The sequence below is a fragment of the Kitasatospora sp. NPDC052896 genome, assembly GCF_044547075.1.
Classification (GTDB): Bacteria; Actinomycetota; Actinomycetes; order Streptomycetales; family Streptomycetaceae; genus Kitasatospora.
This window is the reverse complement of record NZ_JBITZU010000024.1, coordinates 77,426-89,328: the sequence shown is the minus strand read 5'-3', so window position 1 is coordinate 89,328 and position 11,903 is coordinate 77,426. Positions and strand designations below refer to the sequence as shown.

The 11,903-nt window shown below is 72.2% G+C and carries 11 protein-coding genes; 7 read left to right on the top strand and 4 right to left on the bottom strand.

Annotation, left to right across the window (positions count from 1 at the left end; translation table 11 throughout):
• The first annotated feature begins 78 nt into the window (after positions 1-78).
• A complete protein-coding gene (locus tag ACIGXM_RS30900) occupies positions 79-660 on the top strand; it encodes a TetR family transcriptional regulator (protein ID WP_396566664.1) in 582 nt (193 codons plus the stop codon).
• 106 nt (positions 661-766) lie between these two features.
• Here the strand turns inward: ACIGXM_RS30900 and ACIGXM_RS30895 are convergent, their stop codons facing one another.
• On the bottom strand, positions 767-1,702 hold the full coding sequence (locus tag ACIGXM_RS30895; RefSeq protein WP_396566662.1) for a hypothetical protein: 936 nt from the start codon (positions 1,700-1,702) through the stop codon (positions 767-769).
• 163 nt (positions 1,703-1,865) lie between these two features.
• Here ACIGXM_RS30895 and ACIGXM_RS30890 point away from each other — a divergent pair, with 163 nt between their 5' ends.
• Both ACIGXM_RS30890 and pgeF read left to right on the top strand, forming a co-directional pair.
• Entirely contained in the window at positions 1,866-4,403 is a 2,538-nt protein-coding gene (locus tag ACIGXM_RS30890; RefSeq protein ID WP_396566660.1) for a helicase-associated domain-containing protein, read from the top strand.
• A 24-nt stretch (positions 4,404-4,427) separates the two neighbouring features.
• Entirely contained in the window at positions 4,428-5,153 is a 726-nt protein-coding gene (gene pgeF / locus ACIGXM_RS30885) for a peptidoglycan editing factor PgeF (protein WP_396566658.1), read from the top strand.
• Positions 5,154-5,384: 231 nt separating this feature from the next.
• Here pgeF and ACIGXM_RS30880 read toward each other — a convergent pair whose 3' ends face one another.
• Both ACIGXM_RS30880 and ACIGXM_RS30875 read right to left on the bottom strand, forming a co-directional pair.
• Positions 5,385-5,885: an NUDIX domain-containing protein gene (locus tag ACIGXM_RS30880; protein WP_396566656.1), complete on the bottom strand. Its 501-nt coding sequence runs from the start codon at positions 5,883-5,885 to the stop codon at positions 5,385-5,387.
• Positions 5,886-5,914: 29 nt separating this feature from the next.
• Positions 5,915-7,267 (bottom strand): tetratricopeptide repeat protein, encoded by a 1,353-nt coding sequence (locus tag ACIGXM_RS30875; protein ID WP_396566654.1) that lies wholly within the window; start codon positions 7,265-7,267, stop codon positions 5,915-5,917.
• 185 nt (positions 7,268-7,452) lie between these two features.
• Between ACIGXM_RS30875 and ACIGXM_RS30870 the strand changes: the two genes are divergently transcribed.
• The 4 genes from ACIGXM_RS30870 to ACIGXM_RS30855 all read left to right on the top strand — a co-directional run bounded on the left by ACIGXM_RS30870 (position 7,453) and on the right by ACIGXM_RS30855 (position 11,663).
• The gene (locus ACIGXM_RS30870; protein ID WP_396566653.1) at positions 7,453-7,911 is read left to right on the top strand and encodes an ATP-binding protein; all 459 of its coding nucleotides are present in this window, start codon (positions 7,453-7,455) and stop codon (positions 7,909-7,911) included.
• A gap of 268 nt (positions 7,912-8,179) precedes the next feature.
• Positions 8,180-8,713: a class IV adenylate cyclase gene (locus ACIGXM_RS30865; RefSeq protein WP_396566651.1), complete on the top strand. Its 534-nt coding sequence runs from the start codon at positions 8,180-8,182 to the stop codon at positions 8,711-8,713.
• 18 nt (positions 8,714-8,731) lie between these two features.
• Positions 8,732-9,820 (top strand): radical SAM protein, encoded by a 1,089-nt coding sequence (locus ACIGXM_RS30860; RefSeq protein ID WP_396566730.1) that lies wholly within the window; start codon positions 8,732-8,734, stop codon positions 9,818-9,820.
• A gap of 205 nt (positions 9,821-10,025) precedes the next feature.
• Entirely contained in the window at positions 10,026-11,663 is a 1,638-nt protein-coding gene (locus ACIGXM_RS30855; RefSeq protein WP_396566649.1) for a DNA repair helicase XPB, read from the top strand.
• Positions 11,664-11,681: 18 nt separating this feature from the next.
• Here ACIGXM_RS30855 and ACIGXM_RS30850 read toward each other — a convergent pair whose 3' ends face one another.
• A complete protein-coding gene (locus ACIGXM_RS30850; protein ID WP_396566647.1) occupies positions 11,682-11,900 on the bottom strand; it encodes a hypothetical protein in 219 nt (72 codons plus the stop codon).
• Positions 11,901-11,903 lie beyond the last annotated feature (3 nt).

Sequence of the window (11,903 nt, the reverse complement as noted above, 5' to 3'; positions counted from 1 at the left end):
CCAACTGGCGAGTTGGAGTCTGCCGCGGCCGCCCCGGCAAAGTCCAACTCGTGGGTTGGAGATTGCTATCCTGAACCCATGGCATGGGACACCGCGAAGACCAAGCAGCTGCTGCTGGACGCCGCCGTACAGGAGTTCGCCGCGTACGGCCCCGAGGGCGCCCGGATGGACCGGATCGCCAAGCAGGCCGGTGTCAACAAGGAGCGGATCTACCAGTACTTCGGCAACAAGGAGCAGCTCTTCGGGCACGTCCTCGACCAGGAGCTGCCCAAGGTGGTGGCCGCCGCCTCGCCCGACCCCGCGGGCTGCGCCGACCTCGGCGAGTTCGCCGGCCGGCTGTTCGACTGGCTGGTCGCCAACCCCTCCTTCCTGCGCCTGCTGCGCTGGGAGGGCCTGCTGGTCGGCGAGCAGCCGACCGAACGGGACGCCGAGCGGGCCGCGCTGTACGGCGAGCGGATCGAGGCGCTGATCCGCGCCCAGCAGGCCGGCACGGTCACCACGGACCTCGCCCCGCAGCACCTGCTCTACGCGGTCTTCGCGCTCTCCTCCTGGTGGTTCACCGCGCCCAAGGTGATCACCATGGTGATGTCCGGGCTGGCCGAGGACTCCCTGGAGACCCGGCGGGCGGCGCTGGTCGAGATGGTGCGCCGGATCGGCTGACGCTTCCCTCCCGGCGCCTCAGCGCTTCCTTCCCGGCTTCTCAGCGCTTCTTTCCCGGCTTCTCAGCGCTTCTTTCCCGGCTTCTCAGCGCTTCTTTCCCGGCTTCTCAGCGCTTCTTTCCCGGCTTCGCCGGGCGCCGCATCGTCACCCCGAGCAGGAAGAGCGCCGAGAGCACCGCCGCGAGCCGCAGCACCCCGGGCGCGGCCTGCAGCGCGGCGTGCGTCATCGGCGCGCCCTTGGCCAGCGGGTCGCCCCAGCGGCCCTCGGTCCGCCCCCAGAACCAGAGGCTGGAGGCGCTCATGGTGATCAGCGGGATGCCGAGCACCGCGAACTTCTTGACCAGGTCGCCCATCCGGGCCGACAGGTAGGCCAGCCCCCAGCCGGCCAGCATCACCAGGATCACCCCGCTCACCGCGCCACCCACCAGCACCCCGGCGGCGAGCAGCAGCAGCGGGGACGGCCGGCGGCCGGCCAGCAGACTGCGGGTCAGGCCGGGCCCGGCCGGCGCCGCGGGCCCGGCCGGCTCGGCGACGTCGTCACCGTCCTCGGGCGACCGGCGCGGGGCGGGGACGGTACCGGCGGGCGACTCCGGTTCGGCCGGCACGGTGTCGTCCGGCGGGAACTCGATGGTCACCTCGTCCCAGCCCGGGAAGTCGGCGACGGTCGGCGGCCGGACCGGTCCCGGGGCGGCCGGCGCGATCGGCCAGGCCGCAGGCGGCCCGGCGGGCGACTTCGACTCGGCCGGCGGCTCCTCGACGGGCCGCCGCCTGCGGAAGAACGAGGGCTGCCGGTCGCTCCCCGCCCCGGCGCCGACCGGCGCCCGCGGACCGGGCGCGGGCACCTCGGGGGCCGGGGGCCCGGCCGGCCCCGGCGACGGCACCGAGCGGTGGACGGCCGGCTCGGGCTCGGGCTCGGCGACGTACACGCCGTCCCCTTCGGGGTCCGCCGCCCCGTCCGCCCGCCACCACTCGCCGCCGGACAGACCGCCCGTCAACCCGCCGGACCGCTCCTCCGGCCGTCCGTCCGACTGCCCACCCGCCATTGGCCGCCACCCTGTTCCGTGCTCCAGCCCGCCGCCCGCAGACGCTACCGACTGCCGCACCACCGCGCGAGCCCATCCGCCCTATGCCCAGCGCGCGTCCGCACCACCCTCATCAGGTTCCCGGCGCGGACGGGACGGCCACTCGCCGACTACTCTGGATCGGATGACCACCGAGCCGAACGGACCGTCCGGCGGGGCCCGCACCCTCGCCGAAGAACTCCGTGCCCGCAGCGACCAGGCCCTCACCACGCTGCTGCGGCTGCGCCCCGATCTGCTCGCCCCGGTGCCCACCGACCTCACCCAGCTCGCCGCCCGGCTCTCCAGCCGGGCCTCCGCGCTGCGCGCGCTGGAGCGGCTCGACCGGTTCACCCTGCAGGTCGCCGAGGCGCTGGCGGCCGCGCCGGACGGCAGCCCGGTCACCGTGGTCCGCGACCTGCTGGCCGGTCCGGCCCGGGTCAAGCCGCACCCCGGCGCCGAACCGGTGGACCGGGCCGCCGTGGTCGCCGCGCTGCCGGCGGCGCTGACCGCGCTGCGGGACCGGGCGCTGCTCTGGGGTCCGGACTCCGCGCTGCGGCTGGTGCTCGCGGTGCGCGAGGCGCTGGCCCCGAGCGGCAGCGCGCCGGGCGGCACCGGCCTCGGCCCGACGCTGGCCGAGGCCACCCTCGGGATGTCCCCGGCCCGTCTGCAGCAGTTGGTGGCCGGCGCCGGCCTGCCCGGCACGCCCGACCCGGTGACCGCGGTGGCCGCGCTGACCGGCCTGCTCACCGACCGCAAGCGGTGCGCCGCGCTGCTCGCCGAGGTCCCACCGGCCGCGCTCGGCGTGCTGGACAAGCTGCTCTGGGGCCCGCCCACCGGAACCGTCCCGGACGCCGCCCGCCCGGTGACCGCGGACGAGGCGCGCAGCCCGGTGGAGTGGCTGCTGGCCCGCGGACTGCTGCTGCCCTCCGGCCCGAGCAGCGTGGTGCTCCCCCGCGAGCTGGCGCTGCACCTGCGCGGCGGGCGCAGCCACCGCGCCGTCGAGCCCGCGCCGCCCGCGCTGGACGTGCACACCCAGCGCGATCCACAGGCTGTGGACAGCGCCGCGGCCGGCCAGGCGTACACCGCGGTGCGCACGGTCGAGGAGCTGCTCGACCTCTGGGGCCTGCAGCCGCCGCCCACGCTGCGCGCCGGAGGCCTCGGCGTGCGCGACCTCAAGCGCACCGCGCAGGCACTGGAGTGCACCGAGCCGCAGGCCGCCTTCTGGCTCGAACTCGCCTACGGTGCCGGCCTGGTGGCCCCGGACGGGGAGTCCTCCGACCCCTCCGTGCGGACCGGCGAGGTGTGGGCCCCCACCCCCGCCTACGACGCCTGGCTGCAACTGCCGGTCGCCGAGCGCTGGACCGAGCTGGCCCGCGGCTGGCTGGCCGCCACCCGGGTGGCCGGCCTGGTCGGCGGCCTGGACGGCAAGGGCAAGGCCCGCGCCGCGCTCGGCTCCGAGCTGGACCGCACGCTGGCCCCGGCCACCCGGCGGGCCGTGCTCAGCCTGCTCGCCGAACTCCCACCCGGCGGCGTGGCCGACGCCGCCGCACTGCTGCCCGTGCAGCGCTGGTACCGCCCGCTGCGCGGTGGCGCCACCGGCCCGGACGGCCTGGAGCTGCGCGAGCACCTGACCAGCTGGACGCTCGCCGAGGCCGAGCTGCTCGGGATCACCGGACGCGGCGCGCTGGCCGCCCCGGCCCGTGCCCTGCTGGCCGGCGACGCCCCGGCGCCGGTGCTCGCCCCGCTGCTGCCGCAGCCGCTGGACCACGTGATCCTGCAACCCGACCTCACCGCGATCGCGCCCGGCCCGCTGCACACCCCGCTGGCCCAGGCGCTGGCGCTCTGCGCGGAGATCGAGTCCAAGGGTGGCGCGACCGTCTACCGGTTCACCGGTGAATCGATCCGCCGCGCGCTGGACGCCGGCCGCACCGCCGCCGACCTGCACGCCTTCCTGGAGCAGCACTCCCGCACGCCGGTCCCGCAGCCGCTGGAGTACCTGATCGACGACGTGGCCCGCCGGCACGGCGTGCTCCGGGTCGGCGCCGCCTCCGCCTACCTGCGCTGCGACGACTCCGCGCTGCTCGCCGAGGTGCTGGCCGACCGCCGCACCGTGGAGCTGCGACTGCGGCTGCTCGCGCCGACCGTGCTGGCCGCCCAGGCGCCACCGGAGACCGTGCTCACGGTGCTGAGGACGATCGGGCTGGCGCCGGCCGCCGAGTCAGCCGAGGGCGACCTGGTGATCACCCGGCCGGACAGCTACCGCACCCCGCCGCGCACCGCGCCCGCGCCGGTCGCGGACGGCCCGGCCGCTCCGGACGAGGTGCTGCTCGGCGCCGCCGTCAAGGCCATCCGGGCAGGTGACCGGGCGGCCACCGCGACCCGTCGGGAGACCGTGGCCGGCCCGGCCGCCGTCCGTCCCGAGCACGGGCCGGCCCGCACCGACACCCGCCGGCTGCCGCGCACCGCGGCCGCCGACACGCTGGCCGCGCTGCAGACCGCGGTACTGCTCGGCGAGCGGATGTGGATCGGCTACATCAACGCCGAGGGGCTGGCCTCGCAGCGGGTGATCGACCCGGTCCGGGTGGAGGGCGGCTTCGTCACGGCCTTCGACCACCACGCCGAGGCGGTCCGCACCTTCGCGCTGCACCGGATCACCGGGGTCGCCGAGCTGGACGAGCCGTAACCGGCGGGACGTAGGGTCGGCGCCATGGACTTCGCGGAACTCGCCCCCGGCATCCGATACGCCGTCACCGACCGCCACGGCGGCGTGAGCCAGGCCCCCTTCGCCTCGCGCAACCTCGGCTTCTCCACCGACGACCGCCCGGAGGACGTCGCCCGTAACCGTGAACTGACCGCCCGCGAGCTGGGGTTGGCGCCGGACCGGGTGGTCTGGATGCGCCAGGTGCACAGCGCCCGGGTGACCCGGGTGACCGCCGCCTCGGTCGTGGAGCGGCCCGAGCTGGACGCGGTCTTCACCACCGAGCCGAACCTCGCGCTGGCCGCGCTGGCCGCCGACTGCGCGCCGGTGCTGCTGGCCGACCCGGTGGCCGGGATGGTCGGCGCCGCGCACTCCGGCCGGGTCGGCACGCTCGGCGGCGTCGTCCCCAACCTGGTCGCCGCGATGGCCGCCGCCGGCGCCGACCCGGCCCGGATGACCGCCCTGATCGGCCCGCTGGCCTGCGGCGCCTGCTACGAGGTGCCGGAGGCGATGCGCGCCGAGGCGAGCGCGGCCCTGCCGGAACTCTTCGCCACCACCCGCCGGGGCACCCCGGCCCTGGACATCCGCGCCGCCATCACCGCCCAACTGACCCGCGCCGGCGTCCCGACCGTCCGCCAGGACGCCCGCTGCACCATCGAGGACCCGGCCCTCTTCTCCCACCGCCGCGAGCAGCACACCGGCCGCCTGGCCGCCTACGTCTGGCTGACCGCCTGACGGGCCGCCCCGGCCGGGCGGCGGATGCGGGACACCGGCGGGTCTACGCCCAACCGAGAGGGGACTGCTCACCGTGAACGACGGGCCGTGGTCCGCCGCTGACCGGGGGCCGGCCGTCCCTGCTGGCACGGATCTGGCACAACTGGGCAGAAATCCCAGAACGGCAGCTCCCAGCCGGGGCCGCAGCCGGCTGTGGGCGCGTTCCGTCGGCTGCGGTGGGGGTTTGTCCCCTTAGCTGTCCCAGGAATCGAGGGAGACGCTGGGCCCATTGCTCAGGTAGTCGTGCAACGCCGTGGCCGTGGTGGGGACGAATTCCGCGGGGACGGCGTCAGTGCTCACCCAGGCAACTTCTGAGTGCTTGTCCGGCTCCGCGTTCGTAAGGTCGCCCGACCAGCGGTGTGCGGCGAACACCACGGTCAGGAAGCCGTTGGGCGCTTCGACTCCTCGGGCCCCGTGGATGACATGGACCAAGCGCAGGGCCTCTGGCTCCACGAGGAGGCCGGTTTCTTCCTTCAGCTCGCGGACGGCCGTCTCGGTGATGGGTTCGCCGGGCTCGCTCTTGCCGACGGGGAGGTCCCACATGCCTTGGGCGAACTTCGCCTTCGGGCCACGCCGCAAGAGGACGACCCGCCGGGCTTCGAGGTCGTGCACGATGACGGCGGCGACAAGCAGGGTCATCGACTCCGTGGCGGGCTTGAGTGCGGTGGGCTGATCGGCGGTGGGCTGGGCCACTTCGCTCGGTCCTTCCTGGGTTACGGGTGTCAGGTCAGTGACTCGCGTGCGCGGTGTTCCAGGTCGGTCGCCCCTGGGACTCCGCGTCTACCGTAGGTCGCCAGGTAGGGACGGATTGAGGAGATCGCCTTTCTGGTGCGGTCGGAGGTCATACCGTCCATGAGGTCGAGTGCGCGGCCCCACGTGGCGACTGCCTCGTCTGCTCGGGCTTGGGCAGCCAGGCTGTCGCCCAGGTCGGCATAGGTGAGAGCGTGGACCCGCTTGTACTTCTCCGGATCCCAGCGGATCAGCGCGGCCCGGTGCTGCCGCTCGGTGCCTGCGTGGTCGCCGAGATCGGTGAGGGTGCGGGCGGTGTGGCTGGCGACGGTGCCGGCCGCTGGGCCGCTGACGAGTGAGAAGCCGGGCTGCTGGTCACTGTCACGGATGAGGGCGTTCTCGGCAGCGAGGAGTGCTCGGGCTGCAGCTGGCTTATCTCGGGTAGCGGCGAACGCTCGCGCGTGAGTGATGTGGAGAAGCGCCTCGGTCTGGCCGTCCACACGGTGGATGCTGCGGGCGAGTGCGTTCTCGATCAAGGCCACACAGTGGTGGGGCTGTTTGAGACTGAGCGCTTGGTGGGCCAGAGCGCGCATCATCCACCCGGCGTGGCCGTGGGGGTCCGCCTCGACTGCGAGTTGGTAGCCGACCTGGTAGTAGTGCTGGGCTGCGCCTTCCTGACCGAGGTCGTGGTGTTTCCAGCCGGCGAGGTAGGCGAGTTCGGCGACAGCCCCGAACGCTCGGCGTCGGGCGGTCTCGTTGCGGAAGCGTCCCTTGAGCATCGGGGCGGCGGTGTCGGCGAGATAGGCCGTGACGGTGGTCAGTCCGTGTCCGCCGCCCAGCCGCTCGTCCGCAGCGCTGAAGACGCTGGTGATCTGCCGGACAACCTCGACCTCCTCGTCACCGACCATCGCTGTGCCGGTGCGTGCGCGCATGAGGCGTGAGACCGGTTCGGGGTCGTAGAGCAGCGGCATGGCCACGCCTGCGGTGGTGAAGGCGGCCACGGCCAGGAAGGTACGCCGTTCGACGTCCGCGCGACCAAGGTTGGCGGCTGCCTCGACCGGATCGCTGCTCGCTGCCAAGGATTCCTCGGGGGTAGCGAAGCCGAGTTCAGCCAAGGTGAATCGGCGTCGGGCTCGGCGGGACAACGCCTCGGCGATGTACTGGCCGACTTGTCCAGTCGGCTGCGCGCCGTTGATCCAGTGGGCGACGGCGGATTTGTTGGTCAGCAGGGTCTCGCCGTTCTCCGCGCCGATGCGTCGCACGGCGTTCGCCAGCGCCTCGTAGGTCCAGTGAACAGCTGAGATCGCTTCTCTGAGGCGCTGGTTGGGCTCTTTGCGTGTGGCCACGATCAATCCCCTGAGGTGGAGCTGTAAACCGCGTATACCACTCTACGTGTGGACAAGCCTACCGATCGTGGCCTTGGGCCAGTTCACTGAATGTCAGCCGCCCGCAACGCTGCGAACCAGGGTTCGGCCCGAGTCGACCTCCGGCGGCGTCAACACACCTGACCTGCTCGCAGAACGGAGGCCGCATGTCCGTCAGCGTCACCGCAACGCCCGCCGGTTCTTCCGGCGTCGCGCTGATCGAGATCCCGATGGTGCGGCCTGACGACCCGGGATGCCTTCTGGAGCTGCCCTGCTTCCCGGAGTCGGCGAAGTCGGCCCGCGAGCTCGTGGGTGCTGCCTTGAGGGCGTGGTCCGCTGAACAGTTGCGCGATACGGCCGAGCTGTTGGTGAGCGAGCTGGTCGCCAACACGACTCGACACACGGGCTGTACGCGGATCGCAGTCTCGGTGAACCGGCAACCTGCGTCCGTGTGGGTTGGCGTCCGGGACTCCTCCGGCGCACTGCCGTGCCTCACGGAAGCGCTGCAAGAGGCGGAGTCGGGCTACGGCCTGGGGCTCGTAGACGCTCTCTCCTCTCGCTGGGGGACGGCATGGGCACCGTACGGCAAATGGGTCTGGTTCGAGCTGAGGACGGACAAGTCGTGACTACTGGACCTACCAAGGCGGTTGGCCGTCATCGTGGCGAGCACCGTGATCCCGTCGGGCTGCCCTGACCGGCGTCTGGGCGCTCGGCCACGTGGTCACCGTGTTCCTCCTCGGGGCCGCTTCCCTGCACCAGTTCGACTCCGACCACCTCAGCTCGATGCAGGTTGTCCAGTCAGCTCAGGACCGCGAACCGCTGGCCTGAGCCGGCGCGATGGCCGATATCGTGCGCTCGCGTGTCCCGAACCTCCGCCAGAAAGGGCAACTCCCGATGACCGCAACTGAGTTCGAAGCGAAGATCCTCGGCATCGAGCCGGAGAAGATGCGAGAGCTGCTGACCGAGGCCGGGGCGGAGCACCTGGGCGACCGGTTCCAGCGCCGCTTCGTCTATGACATCCCCGGCCGGCCCGGCGCGTGGGTTCGCCTGCGTGACACTGGCAGCGACGTCACGTTGTGCGTGAAGGAGATCCACTCCGACGCGATCGACGGCGTGACCGAGACGGAGACGACCGTCGGCGATTTCGACACCACGAACACGCTTCTCGGCAGGCTCGGCTACCAGCCGAAGGCGTATCAGGAGAACCGTCGGTCCTCCTGGACGCTTGGTGGCGCGGCCGTCGAGATCGACCACTGGCCGCTGATCCCCCCGTATCTGGAGATCGAGGGGGACAGCGCCGATCACGTCCACGCGACGGCGCGTGTGCTCGGGCTTCCCCTGGGTGAGCTGACGAGCGAGAACACGACCAAGGTCTACCGCCGGTACGGGATCGACATCGAGGCGATCCCCCGGCTCACGTTCGACTGAAAGGAGGCTGCCTTGTCCGTGGCCCAAAGCCCTGCTGTCCGGGTCGTCCGGGACAGGACGATCCGCGTCAAGGTGATCGACGAATGTGGGTTGGCCTGTACGTTCTGCCACAACGAGGGAACACCGGTCACTGCCGACAACAGGGGCCGCACTCGGCTGCCCTTCGTGTCGGGGTCTGGCAAGACTGGGCGTGTGTCGATCTACAGCGACACGAACGGCGTCGACTTCCTCTCCGCGAAGATGGCCCCGGACATGTCCTTCCGGCGGGCGGTGCGGACCGTAGTAAGGGCGTTCGACGCCAGCGAAGTTCACCTCACCGGAGGGGAACCCACCCTGCACACCGAGGTGTCCATGCTGGTCTCGGCGCTCACCGGAATGGGGCTGAGCGTCGGAATGACCAGCAACGGAGAACGCGGCCGACAGGTGATGCCGGAGTGCTCGGCGGCCGGCCTCAACCGGGTCAACGTCTCGGTCTTCGGCACCACCGCCGAAGAACTCCAGGCCGTCCAGGCCGAGCGCTTCAAATCGGCGGGCCTGGCTGACACGAAGATCCGCGCCGCGGAACAGACCATCCGCGCTGCTGTGTCCAACGGCGTGAAGGTCTCCGTGAACATCGTCGTTCCCGGAATGGCCCATGTGGATCGGGTCGTCAACCTGATCGAGTCGCACGGCCAGTTCGCGGATGTACGGATGCTCACCAGCATCCAGGACGGGGCGGAGTCGATCGCGGCTATCTCCGAGGTGCTGGCCCGTGTCGGTGCTGATCCGGTGCTTCGGACGTTCACCGCCGGCACCTCCGACGAACGCACCCTGTACCGGGCACTCGGCAGCCGAGCGGTCTACGTCAAGCGGCTGCTACCGGTGCGGCTGCCGGACACCTGCGCGTCGTGCCGGTTCAACAACGACACGGACTGCCAGGAAGGCTATTACGGCATCCGGCTGTACCTCACCGACCAGGGGAAGTACATGGTCGGCGTCTGCATTCAGCGCATGGACCTCTGCGTACCTGTGGCCGAGCTCTCGAAGAGCGGGATCGTGGAAGAGGTGCAGGCGTTCAAGGAGGCTGAGGTCCGGCGACTGACGAGCCAGTACGGCGCGGCTTGCTGAGCCCGGAGACGGCCCCGATGGGCCCCGCCCGGTGGTCCTGGGGGGCTCGCTCTGGTCCGTGGGCCAGCCGATCTCCGGGTGCGGCAGTGGGCTTCCGGCCGCCTGGCCGCCTACGTCTGGCTGGCCGCCTGACCGGCGCCCCCGGGCGGTCGGCGGATGCGGGACACTGGAGGGTCTGCGCCGAACCGAGGGAGGACTGCTCACCGTGAACGACGGGCCACTGATCGTCCAGAGCGACAAGACCCTGCTGCTGGAGATCGACCACCCCAGGGCCGCCGACTGCCGCCGGGCCATCGCGCCGTTCGCCGAGCTGGAGCGTGCGCCCGAGCACGTGCACACGTACCGGGTGACACCGCTCGGGCTGTGGAACGCGCGGGCGGCCGGACACGACGCCGAGCAGGTGGTCGACGCCCTGGTCAGCTACTCCCGCTACCCGGTGCCGCACGCGTTGCTGGTGGACGTCGCCGACACGATGGCCCGGTACGGACGGCTCCAGCTGCTCAAGCACCCGGTGCACGGCCTGGTGCTCAGCACCACCGACCGCCCGGTGCTGGAGGAGGTGCTGCGCTCCAGGAAGATCGCGCCGCTGGTCGGCGCCCGGGTCGAGCCGGACACCGTGATCGTGCACCCGTCCGAGCGCGGCCAGATCAAGCAGGTGCTGCTCAAGCTCGGCTGGCCGGCCGAGGACCACGCCGGGTACGTGGACGGCGAGGCGCACCCGATCGAGCTGGAGCAGGACGGCTGGCAGCTGCGCCCGTACCAGCGGCAGGCGGTCGAGGGCTTCTGGCACGGCGGCAGCGGCGTGGTCGTGCTGCCCTGCGGCGCCGGCAAGACGCTGGTCGGCGCGGCGGCGATGGCGGAGGCCAAGTCGACCACGCTGATCCTGGTCACCAACACCGTCTCGGCCCGGCAGTGGAAGCACGAGCTGGTGAAGCGCACCTCGCTGACCGAGGACGAGATCGGCGAGTACAGCGGCACCCGCAAGGAGATCCGCCCGGTCACCATCGCCACCTACCAGGTGATGACCACCAAGCGGAAGGGCGTCTACGCCCACCTGGAGCTGTTCGACGCCCGCAACTGGGGCCTGGTGGTCTACGACGAGGTGCACCTGCTGCCCGCGCCGGTCTTCAAGTTCACCGCCGACCTGCAGGCCCGCCGCCGGCTCGGGCTGACCGCGACCCTGGTCCGCGAGGACGGCCGGGAGGGCGACGTCTTCTCGCTGATCGGCCCCAAGCGCTTCGACGCGCCGTGGAAGGAGATCGAGGCCCAGGGCTACATCGCGCCCGCCGACTGCTGCGAGGTGCGGGTCACCCTGAGCGACTCCGAGCGGCTCGCCTACGCCACCGCCGAGCCGGAGGAGCGCTACCGGTTCTGCTCGACCACGGCGACCAAGCGCCGGGTGGTGGAGGCGCTGGTGAAGAAGCACGAGAAGGACCAGACGCTGATCATCGGGCAGTACATCGACCAGTTGGACGAGCTGGGCGAGGCGCTGGACGCCCCGGTGATCAAGGGCGAGACCAGCAACGCGCAGCGGGAGAAGCTCTTCGACGCGTTCCGCACCAAGGAGATCAGCGTGCTGGTGGTGTCGAAGGTGGCCAACTTCTCGATCGACCTGCCGGAGGCCACCGTGGCCATCCAGGTCTCCGGGACCTTCGGCTCGCGCCAGGAGGAGGCCCAGCGGCTGGGCCGGGTGCTGCGCCCGAAGGCGGACGGGCACGCGGCGCACTTCTACTCGGTGGTGGCCCGGGACACCGTGGACCAGGACTTCGCCGCCCACCGGCAGCGCTTCCTGGCCGAGCAGGGCTACGCCTACCGGATCATCGACGCGGACGACATCCGGTAGCGGGGGCTGGCCGGCGGGTCACATCCGGACGCCGTCGCGCCCGAGGAAGACCACGCGGGCGGCGGTGTCCAGCAGGATGCCGGTGTTGCGCACGGCCCGGGCCAGCGGGCCGTCGCGGCGGCCGGTGGCGGCGGTACTGCCGTGGGTCGGGGTGGGAACGGACTCGGACTGCTGCGGAGTGCGTGCCCGGGGGGTCTGGGTCGCTCCCGGGGACGCCGTCAGGTGAACGGAACTCATACC

Bases quoted from the DNA above. Each gene is read 5' to 3' on its own strand.
- ACIGXM_RS30900 (WP_396566664.1), top strand. From the start codon at position 79: ATGGCATGGGACACCGCGAAGACCAAGCAGCTGCTGCTGGACGCCGCC.
- ACIGXM_RS30895 (WP_396566662.1), bottom strand. From the start codon at position 1,702: ATGGCGGGTGGGCAGTCGGACGGACGGCCGGAGGAGCGGTCCGGCGGG.
- ACIGXM_RS30890 (WP_396566660.1), top strand. From the start codon at position 1,866: ATGACCACCGAGCCGAACGGACCGTCCGGCGGGGCCCGCACCCTCGCC.
- pgeF (WP_396566658.1), top strand. From the start codon at position 4,428: ATGGACTTCGCGGAACTCGCCCCCGGCATCCGATACGCCGTCACCGAC.
- ACIGXM_RS30870 (WP_396566653.1), top strand. From the start codon at position 7,453: ATGTCCGTCAGCGTCACCGCAACGCCCGCCGGTTCTTCCGGCGTCGCG.
- ACIGXM_RS30865 (WP_396566651.1), top strand. From the start codon at position 8,180: ATGACCGCAACTGAGTTCGAAGCGAAGATCCTCGGCATCGAGCCGGAG.
- ACIGXM_RS30850 (WP_396566647.1), bottom strand. From the start codon at position 11,900: ATGAGTTCCGTTCACCTGACGGCGTCCCCGGGAGCGACCCAGACCCCC.